We start from the raw sequence: 18,355 nt of genomic DNA on the forward strand, positions 1-18,355 counted from the left end.
GATAACCAATGTCGTTCAGCAATTGGCCATAAACCTCATCGCTCATCGCTCATCGCTTGATCGACGAGCACGCTACTGTCGGCGATATCCAGTTGCCTGGCCAGGTTTTGAAGATGCCGTTTGAGGTTTTGTCTGTGCACCGTCGGCCCTCCCTTGGCGCTTACCCAGGCCTGTTGGCTTTCGCGCAGTTGATCCAGCAGTTCGGTCTTCTCTTCGTACAGTCGGGTGTTGTGGGTGAACTCATTCGGATACGTATCACGCAGGTATTTTTCCCAGAACGGCTGCTCGATCATGTCGTTGATCAAGCCATCGCCGACTTCCATCGACATCACCGTGTCGAAGGCCGTATTGAGGGTTTTGCCGCTGACGCCCGCTATCGGGCGGAACAACATCGACTCCGACTGCCAGGGTAAACCGAGGCGTTGGGCGAGCCCGGTTTCATAGGCGAGAAATACCTCCACTTCATCAGGATTGCCTTCGCGACTGGAGAAATCAGCGCGTGCGATGTCTTCCACCCGCGCCAGGCGAGCTGCGCCTTTTGCCAGGGTGGCCAAGCTCTTTTCAAGGTCCTCGGTCGAAGTCGAAAAGGCATACGCTTCGGACACCAGCACCTTGATGCCCATGTGGTTGAACACCTGCGCACCGGCATCGGCGCAGGTGGTGGGCGCCGTCGCCATTTCAAACAGGTCCTTGCGCAACCCGGTGTCGAGGTCAATGGCCTCGATCATCCGCCAGACCCGACTGCTGAGCTGGTCGCGCCTTTCAGCGCCGGCCCGGTAATCGGCGCCGAGTGTTTGTTTCTGGATCAGCTCAAAAAAGCCCTCCGAGCCAGGCTCGTTCATCAGGTCGTGCCAGGCTTCTTCCCGGAAGGTGCCCAGCCCGGAGACGTTGTTACTCCACCATTCGGAGTCGTCCTTCATGGGCCATTGGGCGATCGCGTCCAGGGCCCCTTGGGCATAGGCTTGTTCGGGCGCAAGGCCGACTGAGCGCCGATATTCCTGGTAAATAACCCGATTGGTCTCAGAGAGATCCCATGGGTACAGGCGGGTACGCGCCACGATCAAGGCATCGTGGGAGCCCGGCACCACTGTCGGGATTTCATTGATCGGGTTGTGCTGCAGATCCAGAAAAAAGCCCCGGGGCCGCGGCTTGTTGAATGGCCCGAGGACGCCCTGGGGCCATGTGGTGGCGCCCGTGTTGCTCAGGCACAGCACTTTGAGCCTGGGCATGCGCTCTACATTCGGCAACAGACCCAACCGCGGGTTGTCATCGAGCCTGATGGTTTCCATACGGGTCAGATGCTTCAGGCGCACGGCGTCCGCCGCGGTCAGGGTGATCTCGTTATCCATCAGGCGCAGGGTTTTAAGGAAATGCATCTGGCCGATGCCTTCGGGCAGTTGCTTCAACTCACAGGCCCTGGCACTCAGCTGCCGAAGATGCGGGAAGTCCTTGAGCAGGCCGGTGGCCTTTGCGGAAAAACGTGTGCGGTCAAGATTCAGGGTGTCGATCTGATCGAGGTACGGTTTGAGATTCGGCAGCTTTTTCCACCACCGCTCAAGGCTGACGGGAAGCAGCTCCACCGACAGGTCCAGCGCGTACCCGCCCTCGGCAGTGATACTGCGCTCACCGAAGACCGTCGCCTGTCGTTGGAAACACTCGATGAGTCGCTGGAAAATGTGCAGTCCGCCCTTGTCGCGAAAGGACTGGCTGCCCGGCCCCCAGCCTTCAGGTTGCTGGAATCGCCACTGATTGAGCAGCACCTTGAGATCATCCAGCTCGCGTTCAAGTCGTGTCAGTGTCTGATGCCCTTGTTCTTCCGATCCAAGAGAGCGGACAAAGGTGCGGGTCTCGCGCTGGTTGAAATGCGGATACAAATCCTCGACCCGTTCTGTGAGTGTGGTCGCCGATCTGGACAAGGTCGGGCCGCTTCGTAAAAGTCCTGCGCTTCACTGAGTGGGTAGTTGTCGCCGTCCCTGATTTCATACCTGCCCCTTTCATCCCTGATCAGCACGCGGACCGTTGACGCTTGCTGCGAGCCGACACTGCACCGCAGCGGCCCGATGTCTGAGGTATCACGCACCTCGATCCGCAGATCATGGAAGGTGTCGGTATGAATTCTCAGCGCGTTCAACATCAGGTTTTCGGTTTCCGGAACCCACTGCACTGCGTCCTTGAACCCGGCGTAGGCATGGTTGGTTCGTGCCTCGAATGCGGCTTCGCGGGCGCGGCTTTTGATGCTCAACGGCAGTCGATGCTCCTGGGCCATGCGCTCGAGGTCAGCACCTTTGGCATTGCTCAACAGGGTTGTGACCGCACGGGTGGGCAACTCGGGAAAGGCTTCGCGAATCAGCCGGACGTGAGGATCGACGGTGGCCTGTGCGCCTTGATACAGGTAATTGAAGACATCTGCATAACGGCGTTGTGCTTCACCAGCCAGACGATTGCGCAGGGCTTGCACCTGTTCGGTTTGGGGCAATGGCCCACCGAGCAAAGCCTCGCGCTGCGGGGCATCGAGAAAGTCGACCAGGGTTTGCGCAAACTGCTTGCTCAAAATGTGAGAAAGGCTGGTGGACAGTGTCTGATCGCTGGTCGCGGTGGCATTGCCATACTGGCGGAAAGGCCCGGTCAGATCGGCATTCTGATAAACCTTGATTGCTTTGTCCGCAGGCCAGCCATCCAGGTAAGTCGCCATCGGCTCGAACCAGTAGGAGGAGGGGGCGAGCGCCTGACCGGTTCGAATCCGTTGAAGGGTTTGGTGAGTCAGCCACTGGATTTCCAGGCGTTTGAGGCTGTCTTCCAGAAGCGGCGGCGGGGGCATGTGGTCGACGTACATCTTGCGCAACGCGCCCTCTTCAGTGCCGCTGATGATGCGCGCGTTTTCCAGCTCGGCGTCGCTGAAAGCATCGACACTGTGGCCCAGACGCCGCAACAGTGTCAGCCTATCCCAGGTCCGCGGGTTCTCCGCTTCGTGGGTCCAGGCGCCGAGGCCGTTGTGTTGCAACTCGGGCCTGTAGGCATTCGGACGTTGCGGATGGGTGACGCGGTAACCGTCGGTTTGTGCGTCTTTGTGCACGGCGAAATGTTTGTCATCCAGCGGCAGAATTGTTTGCCCTTCGTGGGCATGCAGGCCGAGTTCGTCAGGCCTGGAGTCGGTCGCCAAGGTTAGACCTGATAGTTCGTAAGCTTTAAGGTCGGGATGCCACAGCCGTCGTTCACCGTTGGCCCGTTTCACCGGTTTCATGCCTTCGACTAGCGGCGACAGTTTCAGGCGAGCGAGGTCGCCGATCTTCGCGCCTGCGGCAAACAGGGCCAGTTGAACGATGTCCGTGACCACGCCGACGACATGCTCGGCGGCTTCAATCCGCAGCCCTTCGGCCAGGTCGACAATACCTTCGATAACGTCGCTGGTGATCTGATACGCGGTGTACACCATCATCAATTCCCCCACGCCGGGGACGAACGGTGTGACGACCAGCAACGCCACATTGAAGATGTCCGAGACTATTTTCTTGAAGTTGTCCCACCACGCCCAACGTGCATTGCGGTCGGTATCGGCAGTTGACACGGCAATGTGCTGGGCGTCGTTGAGAATTTTGTTCAGTTTTGCCTGGTACAGGTGTTCACAAAGATCGCCTCTGATCGGCGTTGCGCTGAATTGCAGATTGACAGCGTTTTTCGGGACTTCCCTCCAGTTCGGTAGCGGGTCCGTGGTTGCTCTGTCATGCCATTTCACCTCGAACAGGCGTTGTTGCAGCTCGCCGAAAAAATGCCCTCGTTGCGTCTGATCAACGAACCGGCTGAAGTACTGGCGATAGCTCATGCCGGAGGAAGAGATGACGGCATTGTCGCGCAGCTGTCGGGTCAGTTCGTTCATGAAAGCGCTGGTCGAGGGGTATTCCTTGAGCGGATGCTCCGGGTCTTGCGGCACGTAAGCGATGACGGGCACGACACCGCGATGCTGCTCCAGATCCGGGGCGATCAGCACGATGCCTGTCAGCCGGCTGTCCAGAATGTACAGTTCAGCGAATTGCATTGCCCTGCCGTTACGCAGCAGCTTGCGCTGGCCGTCGAGCATGTTGAGGATCAGGACGCGGGCGCCGAAGTCGATATCTCCGGTCATTACCGCCTGTTGAGCCGCCGCCTTGAAAGCCGCTTTTTCGGTATCAGTGATCCAGCGCTGCAACACATACTGCGCAACGCCATCCCGGGGTCGCAGCTGTTCTTCCAGGTATTGGCTGTAGTGCGCGCCGATGTCCAGTTCGCGGCACAAATTCTGAAACCCGGGGATAGACATCTTGCGTTTGATCGGCAACACGGTGAAGTGCCCACGGGAATCGGGCTGGCTGATGAATTCCGAGTCCGGTTCACACGTTTCGTCTCGGGCGAAGTTGTGCAGCGCGGCATCGAGCAGCGATACGGTTCGCGTGACGAACCCGTCGTTCGAATCGATGAGGTACCAAGGATTTTTTTTGGGTAAATAAAGATGCAAGTAGGTAGTTTTTACATCGACCTCAACACCGAATTGTTTCTTCAGCGCGTCGGTAAGTAACGGCTCGGCGAACGGGTAAACGTTTTGCAACGTGTCGAGGAAACGGTCGATCTTGTTGCGAGAGGACCAGAGCTCGAGGTTGGCATTTTGCAAGTGCGCGTGATCGCGGTCCGTGGCTGTCTTGATCCATGGCGCAGGCGTTGTTTTCGTTAGGGCCAGCTCTCTGAGGCTTCGCAACGGAGTGTTCTTGAATGTGGGGTGAATCCGGCTCTCGATGAACGCGTAATGACGACCTTTATTGTCGGCTTGCGACAGTTCAGACGTACTTCCTTGTAAGTCAGGCATGCTGTTGATAAACCTTGGGCATTAATGGGAGTCATCAGCCTAACGCCCGAGGCTCAAAGTAAAAGTTCGAATTACAGCTGCTTAATAAGCGTTCGTCCCCACAACGCATTGGAATTATCAATGCCAAAAATAATTAATTACCGCCCTTTTTTATCCGCGGCGAGCTACCTCGACCGGCAGGCATTGCGTATGAGTACCCGGTTGCAGATACGGCGTCAGAATCGGCGCCATGCCCTTGAGCACCTGGACCGGCAACGCCGAAGTGAACTTGAAGGCCTCCGCCGTGCGCCCCGGCACGAACGCGGTCAAGGTGCCGAAATGGCTATCGCCGATGAAGAACACGAAAGTCGCAGTCCGGTTGATGGATTTCGAGCTCAGAATCCGTCCGCCCGAACCGATGGCTTCAATGCGGTTATCCCCGGTCCCGGTTTTGCCGCCCATGGCCAACGGTTTGCCATCCGGCGTTATGAAACTGCCAGAAACACGTTTGGCCGTACCGGCATCCACCACTTGCGACAAGGCTTCGCGCATGGCCGTGGCGACCTCGGACGGCATCACCCGTTTACCGACATCCGGGTCATTGATCAGTTTGGTTTCATACGGCGTGTTCGCCGCAAAGTGCAGGCTGTCGATACGCAGGGTCGGCATGCGCACGCCGTCGTTGAGAATGGTGCCGATCAGCTCCGCCAATGCTGCCGGACGGTCGCCGGAGCTGCCAATGGCGGTGGCCAGCGACGGCACCAGGTGGTCGAACGGATAGCCGACTTTTTGCCAGCGCTGGTGAATGTCGAGGAACGCTTCGATCTCCAGCATGGTGCGAATGCGGCTGTCGCGCGCACCTTTGTGACGGCTTTTGAACAGCCAACTGTAGACTTCCTGACGTTCGAACTGGCTGGCTTTGACGATCTGGCTCCACTTGGCATCCGGGTTGTTCAGCAGGTAGCCCATCAGCCACAGATCCAGTGGGTGAACCTTGGCGATGAAGCCCTGATCCGGCAAGTCGTAGGCGCCGGGGCTGTAATTTTCGTAGAGCCGTTGGAGGCGCTCGTCCGTCAGTTTTTCGGTGAGCTTGTCGCTTGTGAGGTGTGAACGCACGAAGGTGTTGAAGCTTTCCTGACTGGCCTGTGGCAGCAGATAACGATGCACGGCGGCCATGCGAATCGGTGTCGGGCGCATGCTGTCGAGGAAGGTTTCGAGCCGCGCCTGGGTGTCCTTGTTTTTGTACTTCTTCCAGAATTTCAGCAGGAACGACGTGCCTTCGCGGTCGGCAAAAGAGGCCAGGTATTCCTGACGCCGAGGGTCGCGATCGTCCTTGAGCAACTCGGCACTGCTGTTGGGGCCGGAGTAGGTGGTGTAGCGCACAAGGTCACGCATCAGCCGAATGAATGGCAGGTTGATCGATTCGCGCAGGGCATCGCGCAGAGTAGGCAGGCGGCCGTTGTCTTCTTTGCGGAAGTTCACGAATGTGTGTAATCCACCGCCGGTAAAAAAGGCTTCGCCGGGGCTGGCGGAGTATTTGCGGTCCAGCGCGGCACCCAGCATTGCCGGCAGGTTGCGGTCTGTATTCTGGATCAGGTAATCGACGGCCCAGCGGCTCAGGCGATCCTGATCCGGGACGTCGACTTTCTTCAATTCCGGTACGGTCATCTCAGCGTACTTATCGTGCAGCTCGGCGATGATTTGCAGATAGGTCGTCAGCACGCGCATTTTCGCGGTGGAGCCCAGTTCCAGCTTGCTGCCTTCATTGATATCGAACGGCTGATCGGTGCTGTCGGTCTGCACCCGCACCCGCGAACCGTCCGGGGTCAGTTCGAACAGGGTGAAGCTGTAGCGCACTTGCGTGGTGCTGGTGGGTGTCAGCAGGCGTTCGCCCATCAGGCCAATTTGTGTCGCAAAAACCGGGTCGGCCAAATGCTTGAGGTATTCGGTGGCCTGGGTTTGCAGATTGCCTTGCAGCGTGCTGGTGGCCGAGAGATCGAGACGATCGAGGTCGTACAGCGGCCGATTGAGCAATCCGCCCAATCGACTGCGCGCCACACTGATGCCTTTGTTGGTTTCGATCGGTTGAATGGTCGGCTGGGTCTGCCAGTCGCGATAGGTCACTTTGCTGGCCAGCGCCGCTGCGGCGAGGGGCGCATCGATCACGCCGTTCTGTGCCAGCAGGCGAATGTGGCTGTCGGTGAGGTCGGCCAGCTCCTCGTGACCCTTGGTCAGGTAATGGGAAGGGCGGCGCTGGGCAATCATCAACGAGAGCATTTCACGAAGCGCCAGGCCTTTTTCCGACATGCTTTTCGGATCTGTCGCGTTGCTGGCCAGCCGTTCGTTGGCCTTGTTGAAATCGGCGCCGTACCAAACGCGCAAACCTTCGGCCATGCCATGCACTTCACCGTGGCCGGGTACGGCCGACAGCGGCACGCTGTTGAGGTAATCGCGAACCACGTTCTGCCGAGCTTCCAGCGTTTCCGGTCCGGCCTGATAGGCGCGCACGCTGGCGGAAATCATCTGGCGGATTTTTTCCGCGCCCGACACGGTCAAGCCATCGGGCGAATGCCGGTACTTCTCAAGTTGCGTCGCCAGGGTACTGCCGCCCGCCGACTGGCCTGGCAGGTGCAACAACTTGGCGACCTGGGACCATGCCGCCATGCCGAACCGCGGCCAATCCACCGCGGGGTTGGCCCGGGGCTGACGGGGATCGAGCAGGAAGCGGTTTTCGATGAACAGCAAACTGTTGACCACTACGGGAGGGATCGCCGCAAAGCTTGAATAAAGTTGTTGTGGGTAGTTGTACTGGTAAAGCGGTGCCGCTCGGCAATCCGTGATCGACAGTCCAGCCTGAATTTTCTCCGCGTAGGGCACGAAAAGGCCCTTGTCGGTGTAGTCCATCAGCTTTTGGGAAAACCGGGTTTGTGACGCAATAACGTAATCGCGCTTGATCAGACGCGGCAGGAATTCATCCATGGAACTGTAGCCCAGACGCAGGTCGAAAGGCCCGGCGCCCGGATAGCGAATGGCGTCGCTGGGGCCGCGTTGCATTTCATAGGTCAGGGAGGCGGCAAATTGGCTGACTTCCCGGGATTGAAATTTCGAGGTGCGCATTTCCTTGGCGGCAGCCAGACCCAGGACAATCAGAATAATCAGCAACAACAACCAGAAAGCCCCCCAGCCGTGTTTCGTGCGACTGCTACGAGGTTTTTCAGGTAAAGGCGCTTCATCCACACGTTCAGTCGGGACCACATTTTTACTCGAATCGGTTTGCCATAAAGCGCCCATAGTCGACTGATCCATTCACGCAGATTGATCGGGCTTGTCTGAAGCTTAGACGGTGGTTGGCGATGGTGAAAAAATTGTGATCCTCCAAATGTCGTGGATCCACTTTGACCTGTGGCGAGGGGATTTAGCGGAACGCCGCACCGCCCCGTCCGGCTACGCAGCAGTCGTAATCCTTCAAGCGCGGTCTTTCTGAAAGGGCGAGGGTGACTGGTTTGGGGCGGCTGCGCCACCCAACGGGGCGGTGCGGCGCTCCGCTAAATTCCCTCGCCACGTTATAACCAACTGGCATCCCAGAGCGGGTAATCACCGATTTTTTCCACCAGTCCTGCGCGCAATGGATTGGCAACTAGGTATCGAGCGAACGGCAGGAGTTCTTCTCCATCGCGGATTGCTCGGTCGTGGTAGCCGGTTTGCCAGAACGCCCCTTCGCGATTTAACGCCCGGTTGATAGTGAGTGTGCTAGGTGACTTGGTAGCCTGCATGACTTGCGCCAGTGTGTGTTGCTCGAGTTGCACCAGCCAATGAAAGTGGTCAGGCATGACCACCGAAGCTATCGAGTTGACCCATTTCTGTTCATGGGCTCGCCTGAGTTCAGCGACCAACAACCGACCCAACCGCCAATCGGTGAATATCGGGTGGCGTTGATGCACAACCGCCGTTATGAGATAGGCCCGGCCTCGTTCCGAAAAGCGTCCATGGCGTAGCAAGTGTGAGTTTGGGTGTGGATGCATTCCTTTGCGCCCTTAAGTAGTGATTCCGATTCACCCTAGCCATCCCTCTACCTGCACGCAGCCGCAAATGCTGAGTGAATTTTCCGAAAATCCTGACGGATCCAGTCAGGAGCACAGAAATTGATGCGCGCTGGAATAACTTATTTAGAGCCATCTCCGTGTAAATACTGGTTGGATAGGAACATGACGACGCACCATTACCGTGCAATACTCCGCGCCGTTTCAATGACGAATAATCCTGCATAAGCCAGGTAATGCCCCTCCGTAAACCGCGCTTTTCCCGAGAGTTCTCGCTGAATGTTATGGTTTATAGAGTGAAAACTCCTGTAGGAAGCTTTTTATACTGCACGCCCCGCTGATCTTGCAGGTTTTGTCCTACAAGACGGGTTTGCTCACGAAGCAGGCCCGGTTTCTCAGAAGCATTGGCTTACCGGTCAGCGCTTCGTTACTCGGTGGTCATATCCAATAACAAGATGAGGTTGTACCCCTATGCCAGTCGGCAATCACCTGCCCCACGGCGAGACCGCTCAAGGCGGCCCGCTCAAACGCGAACTCGGCGAACGGCATATTCGCCTGATGGCGCTCGGTGCCTGTATCGGCGTCGGTCTGTTCCTCGGTTCAGCCAAGGCCATCGAAATGGCCGGCCCGGCAATCATGCTTTCCTACATCATCGGCGGTCTGGCGATCCTGGTGATCATGCGCGCCCTCGGCGAGATGGCAGTGCACAACCCCGTCGCAGGCTCTTTCAGCCGTTATGCTCAAGACTACCTCGGCCCATTGGCGGGCTTCCTGACCGGCTGGAACTACTGGTTCCTGTGGCTGGTGACTTGCGTTGCGGAAATTACCGCGGTGGCGGTGTACATGGGCGTCTGGTTCCCCGATGTGCCGCGCTGGATCTGGGCGCTGGCGGCATTGGTCAGCATGGGCTCGATCAACCTGATCGCGGTGAAAGCCTTCGGTGAGTTCGAGTTCTGGTTCGCCCTGATCAAGATCGTCACCATCATTGCGATGGTGGTCGGCGGCGTCGGCGTGATCGCGTTCGGTTTTGGCAACGACGGCGTGGCGCTGGGGATTTCCAATCTCTGGGCCCATGGCGGCTTCATGCCCAACGGCGTGCAAGGCGTGCTGATGTCGCTGCAAATGGTGATGTTCGCCTACCTCGGTGTCGAAATGATCGGCCTGACCGCCGGTGAAGCGAAGAATCCGCAGAAGACCATTCCCAATGCGATCGGCTCGGTGTTCTGGCGGATCCTGTTGTTCTACGTCGGCGCGCTGTTCGTGATTCTGTCGATCTACCCGTGGAACGAAATCGGCACTCAGGGCAGCCCATTCGTGATGACCTTCGAGCGCCTGGGTATCAAGACCGCCGCCGGCATCATCAACTTCGTGGTGATCACCGCCGCACTGTCGTCCTGCAACGGCGGGATCTTCAGCACCGGTCGCATGCTCTACAGTCTGGCGCAGAATGGCCAGGCCCCGGCCGGCTTCGCCAAGACCTCGAACAACGGCGTGCCACGTCGCGCCTTGCTGCTGTCGATCGGCGCCTTGTTGCTGGGTGTGCTGCTCAACTACCTGGTGCCTGAAAAAGTCTTCGTCTGGGTGACGGCGATTGCCACCTTCGGCGCGATCTGGACCTGGGTGATGATCCTGCTGGCCCAGCTCAAGTTCCGCAAAGGCCTGAGCGCCAGCGAACGTGCCGGCCTGAAATACAAGATGTGGCTGTACCCGGTCAGCTCGTATCTGGCGCTGGCGTTTTTGGTGCTGGTGGTCGGCCTGATGGCGTACTTCCCGGAAACCCGCGTAGCACTGTATGTAGGCCCGGCGTTCCTGGTATTGCTGACGGTGGTGTTCTACGTGTTCAAGCTGCAACCGACCAATGTGTCGCAAGGTGCGGTGCATTCGGCTTCGTAAGGTGTAACGCCTGAAATGAAAAAGCCCCGGTCCATTGGCCGTAAGGCTGTTCACTTAAGAGAGTTTTGGGATGGGGTACATATCCGTTTCTGCGGTAACGGCGGCTAGCGGTTTCGCTTTTACAGCGAGTCACTTGGAAAAACCCCAAGTAACCAAGGGTTCTTGCCCCGCCATTCGGTGCCTCGCCTAGGCTCGGCATGCCGTAACGAAGGCATTGCTCCGGGGGCGGCTACCGCGGCATCCTTGCCGCGGTACCCCCTGCGCAACGCCTGCGTTCGGCCTCTGGGAAAAGGGGCGGCAGATCTGGAGCCAAAGCTAAGCAACAGCAACGGCAAGATCAAAAGATCGCAGCCTCGCTTTGCTCGACAGCTCCTACAAGGAAATGCGTTCACTTGAAGCCAGGCCGGCCGGTAGGCCGCCTCGCTTTGGCTATTGCGGTGCACGCCCCCTCGAGAGGCCGAGTGGAGGTTCTGCGCAGTGGGCAACCCGGCATGGATGGCGGCGGGCCCACGGAGCAGGACCGGAGCGAGGGCATGCCGAGCCTAAGCGAGGCACCGAACGAAAGGGGCAAGAGCGCTTTGGTTACTTTCGCGCTTTTCGAAAGTGACACGCTGTAAGAGCGGAACCATAAGCCGCCGTGACCGCAGAAACGGATATGTACACGATCAAAACCCGCCCGGCTTTCTGGCCGCCATCCATTTTTTTAAGCGAACAGCATTCCGATCCATTGGCAGGGCTTTTTGCATGTCAGGCTGTCGCGGTTTGCACTGATCGATTCAGGCGTTTATTGAAGTCCAGCCACGCCCCCAGCAACGCCATCAACCCAACCCCCAGCACTGCGCTGAAGACTTGCATCACAAAGGCATCGCCGCCCAACGAATTGAGCATGTCCGCCAAGGGCGCCAACAGCACGCCGAGGCAGAAAACTTCCAGTGAGTAGCGCCCCATGCGGCAGCATTGCTGCGCCAGCCAGTTTTGCGTCCAGCCGCCGCCGGGCAAGAGCCTGGCGGTGACATAGGCCAGCGCCAGGAAGTGCAGCAGCCGGACCGGCGACAGATCGGTCTTGCTGATCGGGTACAGCAGGTTGCTCAGGCTGGCGGGCATCACGGCATCGTGTATTTCCGGCCAGCGCCAGGAGACCGTAATCACGCCGGTAACCACCACGTACACCGCCGCGCTGACAAACAAGGGCTGGCGCAACAGCGGGCGAGTGTCGGGCAACCGTGGCCGCAGCCCGTGAATTGCCGCAAAGCCGCCGAGGATAAACAGCAGTTGCCAGGTGACGGGGTTGAAGTACCACACACCGTCCTTGATTGCCGCAAGGTTCCAGCCAAACCGCGGTGCCAGCAAGTACACCGCCAGTGATACCGCTACGACCGCCCACGGCTTACGCACCAGCAGCGGCAGGACCAGTGGCAATCCCGCCAGCAGCACGATGTACAGCGGCAGCGGGTCCATCAGGTTCGGCTTGAAGCGCAGCAGTAACTCATCCGTCAACGCTTGCTGGGGGTTGGTGATGAAGTGATGCAGGCCCATTTCCTCCACCAGGTCGCGGGTTTCCACATGGCTGTTAGCGAAGAACACGATGCCCATCAGCATGGCCAGCAGGAAAATATGGACCACGTAAAGCACCCAGGCACGCCGCAGAATCTTCACGCAGGCGATCAGGTAACCCTCGCGAGCAAGGATTTTGCCATAGGCCAGAACGGCCGCGTAACCGGCCAGGAACACGAATATTTCTGCGGCATCGCTGAAACCGACGTTGCGCAGGGTGATTTGGCCAAGGGGGTTGTGAGGCACGTGATCCCAAAAGATGAAGATCAGTGCCAGGCCGCGAAAAAAGTCGACTCGGTGATCGCGCTCAAACGTCATGACGGCGGGCTCGTGAACGGGTGTTGAGATAAGGAGTAGCCGAAAGCGGCGCAGGGTGGCGTGATTCGCAGGCAATTGCAAAACCTGGGTATTACGGGATGTCTCCTGGCAGGGCGATGGCCTTAACCGCTGGTCTGAAAGGCCATCAGACCTATGATTTCTGACAGCAGACAGGTTCAAAGTTTTATGACGTGAAACGGGAGAGTCACCATGAGGCTCTTGTGGAAAGGATTTTCCAGCTACACGGTGGTCGGTGTCGCCAACACGCTGATCCACTGGCAAATCTTTTTCCTGCTGAGTGTGGGGGCTGACTTGAGTCAGGCTGTCAGCAACCTGGCGGCCTTTTGCGTTGCCGCCTCGTTTTCCTTCTACATGAACGCGCTTTACACCTTCGATGCCAAAGCGTCGGTTGGCGGCTATCTTTTGTTTCTGGGGGCCATGGGAGGTTTGAGTCTGGGCGTCGGCCATGCAGGAGACGTGTGGAAACTTCACGGTCTGCTGACAGTGGCCATGTTTTCGGCATTGAGCCTGGTGCTTGGCTTTCTGTTTTCAAAGTACGTGGTCTTTCGCGAGCGTAACGCATGAAAGTCTCGTTGATCGTTCCGGTATTCAATGAAGAACAAGCGATCAGCCTGTTTTATCAGGCAGTGCGTCGCGAGTTGAGGCTTGAGCAGGCAGAGGTCGAGATCGTGTTTATCAACGATGGCAGTTCCGACCGTACGGCTGAGGAGGCCAAGGCCCTGGCGCAAGCCGATGAACAGGTATTGCTGATCAACTTCTCGCGCAATTTCGGCAAGGAACCGGCGTTGTTTGCCGGCCTGGAATATGCCACCGGCGATGCGGTGATTCCCATGGACGTGGATTTGCAGGATCCGATCAGCGTCATCCCGCGGTTGATCGACCAATGGCAAAAAGGCGCGGATGTGGTGCTCGCCAAGCGCCGGGATCGCACCGCCGATAGTTACCTGAAACGCCACAGCGCGTCGCTGTTCTACCGTGTGCTGAACCGTATCGCTTACACCCGGATCGAAGAAAACGTCGGGGATTTCCGGTTGATGGATCGCAAGGTAGTCGATGTTATACGTGCGCTCCCCGAGCACCAATTGTTCATGAAAGGTGTGCTGTCATGGGCCGGGTTCACCACCGTGGTCGTGGAATACGAGCGAGCCGAGCGAGTGGCGGGCACCAGCAAGTTCAATGGCTGGAAGCTCTGGAACCTGGCGCTGGAAGGCGTGACTTCGTTCAGTACAGTGCCGTTGCGCTTATGGACTTACGTCGGTGGCGGTATTTCGATCTTTGCGGTGCTTTACGCGGTGTACATGGTGCTGGACAAGGTTTTGTTCGGCAACAGCGTCCCCGGTTACCCGTCGTTGATGACGGCCATTCTGTTTCTCGGCGGCGTACAGCTGATCGGCATCGGCATCCTCGGTGAGTACGTCGGCCGAATCTACATCGAAGCCAAGCATCGGCCGCGCTATATCGTCAAAGACGTCGTCGGCGGCAAAGACCGGCTCGGGTTTTAGCATGGGCAGGTTCAGCGACTTTTTCAGCAAGGAACTCGGACGCCGCCAGGTCTGGCTGTTTTTTCTGTTGGCGACCTTTGTGTATGTCGTTCCGATCATCCTCGCGGACTATCCGTATATCGACGACAACTGGCGATCCCTGTCTGCCGGTACAGCCTGGGCGGGGCAGGGGCGGTTATTTACCGAGCTGTTCTACAACGCGCTGACCTTCAGCGATGCCGCGCCGAACATTTTCCCGTTGCCGCTATTGATCGCCACGCTGGCCATGGCCGCGGCGTTGACGAGCTTGACGTTTCATTACTACCCGCAACCGACGATTGCTTGCTGCCTGGTGCCGTTGCCGCTCTGGTACAACCCGTTCTTTCTGCAAAACCTGTCCTATCAATACGACGGCCCCGCCATGGCTTTAAGCCTGGTGGCGGTTATCTACGCGATCACCTTCCGTCATCCCTCGCGCATTGTTCATTGGCTGGTGCCCTCGTTCCTGATTGCGCTGGCGCTGGGGCTCTATCAAGTGAGCCTCAATGTGTTTCTGGGCCTGTGTTGCCTGGAGCTGCTCAGGAGCGCGAACGACAAGTTGGCCTGGCCGCCATGGTGCGGGCTGATCGGCTGGAAAATTTCGCAGGCCATCCTGGGCTGCTTGATTTACAGCGTCAGTGCTTATCCGTTCATGAATGCAAATCGCACCTTATTGTTGAACTGGACGGCGCAGCCCCTGCTGCAACTCCAAATCAACATCGCCCGGGTGCTGGAAAAAGTCGTGCTGCTGTTTCACGGCGGATTTGCCTGGGTGTTCGCCGCACTGCTGCTGTGTGCCATTGCCGGCAGTGTCCGGCTGGGGCTGAACGTGCTGGAGCGTCAGGACACAGGGCTGAAGAAAACCCTGATCGGCCTGGTGTGTTTACTGACATTGCCGGTCGTGATGCTGCTGGTGTCGGGTGTTGCACTGTTTTTCCGGGACTTCAATGAAGGTGCCAGGACGCTGATGGGCTTCGCAGTCCTGCTGGTGCTGTTGTTCTATTTAAGCCAACTGGCGCTGACTCGAATCCACGAGCGGCTGCCGCTGTTGCTGGCGATTCCATTGCTGGCGATGCTTTCGCTGTCGTTCGCCTATGGGCGGGTGCTGACGGTGCAGAAAACCTTCGCGTCCAGCGCGCTATTGAGTCTTGAACACGACATCGCGTCGAATCAACAGCTGCGCGAAGCCAAGCGCATTTACATGTCGGTGACCTATTCCGACCACTGGCTGCTGGGGGCGGCGGGCTCGTTCAAGCAGATGCCGGTGTTGCACTATCTGCTGAACATCGACTTTTTCATGCTGGCCGAGAACCTGCCGAAAGTGGGCATCACCCATGTCGTTGCGGAGAAGGAGCGACGTAACGCGACCCGAGTGGGTTATCTAAGTTATCCACCGGTGGTGGATAACCCGTACTACCGGATTTATTTGCTGGGCGATTACGGTTTTATCGTCATGAAAGAGCCTGCCCCGATCAAGGCGCTTCGCTGGTGACGACGGGCGTCAGAACGCATCCATCAGCACGACAATGCAATCCCGGGACTGGAAACGGTTGATCTGCGGCACTAGGCGCCGAAAATGCTCAGACTGGCAATGAGCATCCAGCGCCGCCTGATTCGGCCACTGTTCGACGAAGATAAAGTGCCCGGGGTCTTTTTGATCGATGAACAAGTCATAAGCGATGCAATCCGGTTCCAGTCGAGTCTTCTCGACCAGCTCGGCGTACCACGGGCGAACCGTTTCAATGTATTCGGGCTTGATGAAATCCTGAGCGATGACTTTCAGCATGGTGTCCTTCCTTGGTGTAAAGCCAACCTCCCGATGAGGTTGGCGTTCAAACGTTGTTTACGCGGCAGCCAACTCATTCGGCTCAAAACTATCCGCCCGCTCCATCTGCCACATCCGCGAGTAAAACTCGCCATTCACTTCACCGGTCAGCAACTCCCCCGGTTTCAAGAACACAGGCAACTGCGAGAACAATTTGATCTCGGTCGCCGACATGCGTCGCACGAGGTGTTTGGCCGATAGCTGCGAAGGGAAACGGTCACTAGGGCTCCGCCGAAAATGATCGCACCATAACCGCGTGAGGGATTTGCAGCAGATCGAACAGGCCCACGAGGCTGAGAATGCCGGTGACGGCGGTGATCGGCCAGAGCCAGTCATGTCCCAGAAAGGGCAGGCTGAAGAGGGTAAACATCACACAGATAGCAAAGAAGGCGTAGCGGCTGAGGAGTGACAGGCTCATACGGTTTCCTTGGGTTCGGACTCGGCTTCTTGTAGGAGCAGAGCTTGCTCGCGAAAGCGGTGTGTCAGCCAACATCAACGTTGAATGTGATGGCCTCTTCGCGAGCAAGCTTTGCTCCTACAGAAAAGCGGTGTGTCAGGCATTTTGCGCCTGGAGAAATATTGAAAACAGCTCGGACTGGGACTTGATCCCCAGTTTGCTGTACATGTGTTTCTTATGGACTTTCACGGTTTCGACAGAGATTTCCAGCTTGCGGGCGATTTCTTTACTGGAGCAACCGCTGAGCATCAAGCGCCCGACATCCAGTTCCCGGGCGGTCAATTGCGCGCCTTTGAGTTGTTGCACCGACGCTTCCAGCTGCACTCGCCAGTCGGCTTGCGGCGGTGCTGGCGCGAGGGCCACAACTTCGTTTATTTCGTAGGGCAGGCGCTGGCGCAACAGGCCGAGCACCCAGGGCTGGATCAGCGACAGCAAAGCAATCTGCTGGCCGCTGAAACGCTGCTTGCTGCCCAGTGACAGGCACAACGTGCGGTCGCCTTCGAGCTGGCAATTGAACTGGATTTCATCGGCCACCACATTCAGACGAAAGTAGCGCTGGTAGTACTCGGTCAGCTCGAAATGCTCCGGCGCCACTTCCGACAGGCGATAGAGCCCGGTGCGCGACTGCTCGCGACAGGCGATGTAGAACGGATCGAGCAGATACAAGCCGCGCAGATAGTCCTGGAACAATTGATCGGGACTGCCATCCGCGCCCGGGCATTCGGCGAACACTTGCGGGTGCTGATCGGCGCTGAAAAGTAGCGCCACCCAGCTGTCGAAGGTCACGTACTGATTCAGCAACCGTACAAGCTGCGTCCAGAAATTGGGCTTGTCGAGGGCGTCGATCAATTGCCCGACCGAGCGGTGCCAAGCGATGTCGTCTAACGAGAGTGTCATGCCTCTACCCCTATCGGGTTACCCCAGCGGCGTGATTCCCCGGCCGCTGGCTTGCTGCGCATACTGGCGCACAGACACCGACCGGGCAATCTTTCTGCCAGGCATCAAGAACAAGGAATACCCATGAAAGTCGAACTCGCCCAGTTGGCGGGCCGTGACAACGACACGGCATACAACCTCGAACGCGCCCTGAAGGCGATTGCTGCCTGTGCTGCCGATACGCAGCTGATTGTGTTTCCCGAAACTCACCTGATGGGTTTTCCGTCCCTCGAAGCGTTGGCCGCAACTGCCGAACCGCTGGACGGCCCGACCGTCAGCGCGGTGCGGGCTGCGGCGCGTGAACGCAACATCGCCGTGGTGATCGGCATGGCCGAGACCGACAACGGCCGCTTCTACAACACCACGTTGCTGATTACTCCCGAAGGTATCGCACTGAAATATCGCAAGACGCACCTGTGGGCGTCGGATCGCGGTGTGTTCGAGGCCGGAGACCGTTACGCCACGTGTGAGTGGAACGGTGTGCGGGTTGGCCTGCTGATTTGCTACGACATCGAATTCCCGGAAACCGCCCGTGCCCTGGCGCAATTGGGTGCCGAGCTGCTGATCGTCACCAATGGCAACATGGACCCGTATGGCCTGACTCACCGCACCGCGATCATGGCCCGCGCCCAGGAAAACCAGGCGTTTGCGCTGATGGTCAACCGGGTAGAACAGGGCGATGGCGGGTTGGTGTTTGCTGGGGGCAGTGCGCTGGTGGATCCGCTTGGGACGTTGTTGTTCGAGGCTGGACGGGAGGAAGGACAGTTTGTGGTTGAGCTGGATCTGAATCAGCTGACGGCGGCGCGCCAGGATTATCGGTATCTGGATGATCAGCGGCTGCGGTTGCCGGGGGAGATTGTTGAGCATGCTTGTGGATTGCAGGAGTTGCTGATTCCTGGCCATTAGATCGTTCCCACGCTCTGCGTGGTAACGCCTCAATGGACGCTCTGCGTCCGCTCTTGGGACGCGGAGCGTCCC

At 58.1% G+C, this 18,355-nt stretch carries 14 protein-coding genes and 1 pseudogene; 6 read left to right on the plus strand and 9 right to left on the minus strand.

Features of this window, described 5'->3' with window-relative positions:
- Positions 1-35 precede the first annotated feature (35 nt).
- From QK293_RS27565 to QK293_RS02050, 4 genes are all read right to left on the minus strand, one after another.
- Positions 36-1,376, minus strand: a complete 1,341-nt coding sequence (locus QK293_RS27565) for an NEL-type E3 ubiquitin ligase domain-containing protein (RefSeq protein WP_348775342.1) — start codon at positions 1,374-1,376, stop codon at positions 36-38.
- A 416-nt stretch (positions 1,377-1,792) separates the two neighbouring features.
- Complete coding sequence (locus QK293_RS27570; RefSeq protein ID WP_348775341.1) at positions 1,793-4,834, minus strand: DUF6543 domain-containing protein; 3,042 nt, start codon at positions 4,832-4,834, stop codon at positions 1,793-1,795.
- Between the two features lie 150 nt (positions 4,835-4,984).
- A complete protein-coding gene (locus tag QK293_RS02045; RefSeq protein ID WP_282375300.1) occupies positions 4,985-8,104 on the minus strand; it encodes a transglycosylase domain-containing protein in 3,120 nt (1,039 codons plus the stop codon).
- A 272-nt stretch (positions 8,105-8,376) separates the two neighbouring features.
- On the minus strand, positions 8,377-8,835 hold the full coding sequence (locus tag QK293_RS02050; protein WP_282375301.1) for a transposase: 459 nt from the start codon (positions 8,833-8,835) through the stop codon (positions 8,377-8,379).
- A gap of 489 nt (positions 8,836-9,324) precedes the next feature.
- On the opposite strand from QK293_RS02050, the gene QK293_RS02055 reads away from it, so the two are divergent.
- Positions 9,325-10,746 (plus strand): amino acid permease, encoded by a 1,422-nt coding sequence (locus QK293_RS02055; protein WP_282375302.1) that lies wholly within the window; start codon positions 9,325-9,327, stop codon positions 10,744-10,746.
- Between the two features lie 747 nt (positions 10,747-11,493).
- Here the strand turns inward: QK293_RS02055 and QK293_RS02060 are convergent.
- Complete coding sequence (locus QK293_RS02060; protein WP_282375303.1) at positions 11,494-12,618, minus strand: OpgC domain-containing protein; 1,125 nt, start codon at positions 12,616-12,618, stop codon at positions 11,494-11,496.
- Positions 12,619-12,828: 210 nt separating this feature from the next.
- Here QK293_RS02060 and QK293_RS02065 point away from each other — a divergent pair, with 210 nt between their 5' ends.
- From QK293_RS02065 to QK293_RS02075, 3 genes are read left to right on the plus strand one after another with little or no spacing between them, the layout of a single operon-like run.
- A complete protein-coding gene (locus tag QK293_RS02065; RefSeq protein ID WP_282375304.1) occupies positions 12,829-13,203 on the plus strand; it encodes a GtrA family protein in 375 nt (124 codons plus the stop codon).
- Positions 13,200-14,141, plus strand: a complete 942-nt coding sequence (locus QK293_RS02070) for a glycosyltransferase family 2 protein (protein WP_282375305.1) — start codon at positions 13,200-13,202, stop codon at positions 14,139-14,141. The genes QK293_RS02065 and QK293_RS02070 overlap by 4 nt, the downstream gene beginning before the upstream one ends.
- Before the next feature lies 1 nt (position 14,142).
- Entirely contained in the window at positions 14,143-15,651 is a 1,509-nt protein-coding gene (locus QK293_RS02075) for a glucosyltransferase domain-containing protein (protein ID WP_282375306.1), read from the plus strand.
- 9 nt (positions 15,652-15,660) lie between these two features.
- Here QK293_RS02075 and QK293_RS02080 read toward each other — a convergent pair whose 3' ends face one another.
- From QK293_RS02080 to QK293_RS02095, 4 genes and pseudogenes are all read right to left on the minus strand, one after another.
- The gene (locus tag QK293_RS02080) at positions 15,661-15,945 is read right to left on the minus strand and encodes a putative quinol monooxygenase (RefSeq protein ID WP_282375307.1); all 285 of its coding nucleotides are present in this window, start codon (positions 15,943-15,945) and stop codon (positions 15,661-15,663) included.
- 57 nt (positions 15,946-16,002) lie between these two features.
- A pseudogene (locus QK293_RS02085) lies at positions 16,003-16,194 on the minus strand (FMN-binding glutamate synthase family protein); the annotation flags it as partial.
- Between the two features lie 10 nt (positions 16,195-16,204).
- Positions 16,205-16,402: a hypothetical protein gene (locus QK293_RS02090; protein ID WP_282375337.1), complete on the minus strand. Its 198-nt coding sequence runs from the start codon at positions 16,400-16,402 to the stop codon at positions 16,205-16,207.
- 135 nt (positions 16,403-16,537) lie between these two features.
- Positions 16,538-17,338: a LuxR C-terminal-related transcriptional regulator gene (locus QK293_RS02095; protein ID WP_282375308.1), complete on the minus strand. Its 801-nt coding sequence runs from the start codon at positions 17,336-17,338 to the stop codon at positions 16,538-16,540.
- On the opposite strand from QK293_RS02095, the gene QK293_RS02100 reads away from it, so the two are divergent.
- Both QK293_RS02100 and QK293_RS02105 read left to right on the plus strand, forming a co-directional pair.
- Positions 17,337-17,465, plus strand: a complete 129-nt coding sequence (locus QK293_RS02100; RefSeq protein ID WP_282375309.1) for a hypothetical protein — start codon at positions 17,337-17,339, stop codon at positions 17,463-17,465. The genes QK293_RS02095 and QK293_RS02100 overlap by 2 nt on opposite strands.
- On the plus strand, positions 17,462-18,283 hold the full coding sequence (locus QK293_RS02105) for a carbon-nitrogen hydrolase family protein (protein ID WP_282375310.1): 822 nt from the start codon (positions 17,462-17,464) through the stop codon (positions 18,281-18,283). Before QK293_RS02100 ends, QK293_RS02105 begins: the two co-directional genes overlap by 4 nt.
- The last annotated feature ends 72 nt before the right edge of the window (positions 18,284-18,355 follow it).

This window comes from Pseudomonas sp. AL03, assembly GCF_029960815.1.
Classification (GTDB): Bacteria; Pseudomonadota; Gammaproteobacteria; order Pseudomonadales; family Pseudomonadaceae; genus Aquipseudomonas.

Bases quoted from the DNA above. Each gene is read 5' to 3' on its own strand.
- QK293_RS02105 (WP_282375310.1), top strand. From the start codon at position 17,462: ATGAAAGTCGAACTCGCCCAGTTGGCGGGCCGTGACAACGACACGGCA.
- QK293_RS02045 (WP_282375300.1), bottom strand. From the start codon at position 8,104: ATGGGCGCTTTATGGCAAACCGATTCGAGTAAAAATGTGGTCCCGACT.
- QK293_RS27570 (WP_348775341.1), bottom strand. From the start codon at position 4,834: ATGCCTGACTTACAAGGAAGTACGTCTGAACTGTCGCAAGCCGACAAT.
- QK293_RS02065 (WP_282375304.1), top strand. From the start codon at position 12,829: ATGAGGCTCTTGTGGAAAGGATTTTCCAGCTACACGGTGGTCGGTGTC.
- QK293_RS02075 (WP_282375306.1), top strand. From the start codon at position 14,143: ATGGGCAGGTTCAGCGACTTTTTCAGCAAGGAACTCGGACGCCGCCAG.
- QK293_RS02070 (WP_282375305.1), top strand. From the start codon at position 13,200: ATGAAAGTCTCGTTGATCGTTCCGGTATTCAATGAAGAACAAGCGATC.
- QK293_RS02090 (WP_282375337.1), bottom strand. From the start codon at position 16,402: ATGAGCCTGTCACTCCTCAGCCGCTACGCCTTCTTTGCTATCTGTGTG.
- QK293_RS02080 (WP_282375307.1), bottom strand. From the start codon at position 15,945: ATGCTGAAAGTCATCGCTCAGGATTTCATCAAGCCCGAATACATTGAA.
- QK293_RS02055 (WP_282375302.1), top strand. From the start codon at position 9,325: ATGCCAGTCGGCAATCACCTGCCCCACGGCGAGACCGCTCAAGGCGGC.
- QK293_RS02095 (WP_282375308.1), bottom strand. From the start codon at position 17,338: ATGACACTCTCGTTAGACGACATCGCTTGGCACCGCTCGGTCGGGCAA.
- QK293_RS02050 (WP_282375301.1), bottom strand. From the start codon at position 8,835: ATGCATCCACACCCAAACTCACACTTGCTACGCCATGGACGCTTTTCG.
- QK293_RS27565 (WP_348775342.1), bottom strand. From the start codon at position 1,376: ATGCATTTCCTTAAAACCCTGCGCCTGATGGATAACGAGATCACCCTG.
- QK293_RS02060 (WP_282375303.1), bottom strand. From the start codon at position 12,618: ATGACGTTTGAGCGCGATCACCGAGTCGACTTTTTTCGCGGCCTGGCA.
- QK293_RS02100 (WP_282375309.1), top strand. From the start codon at position 17,337: ATGCCTCTACCCCTATCGGGTTACCCCAGCGGCGTGATTCCCCGGCCG.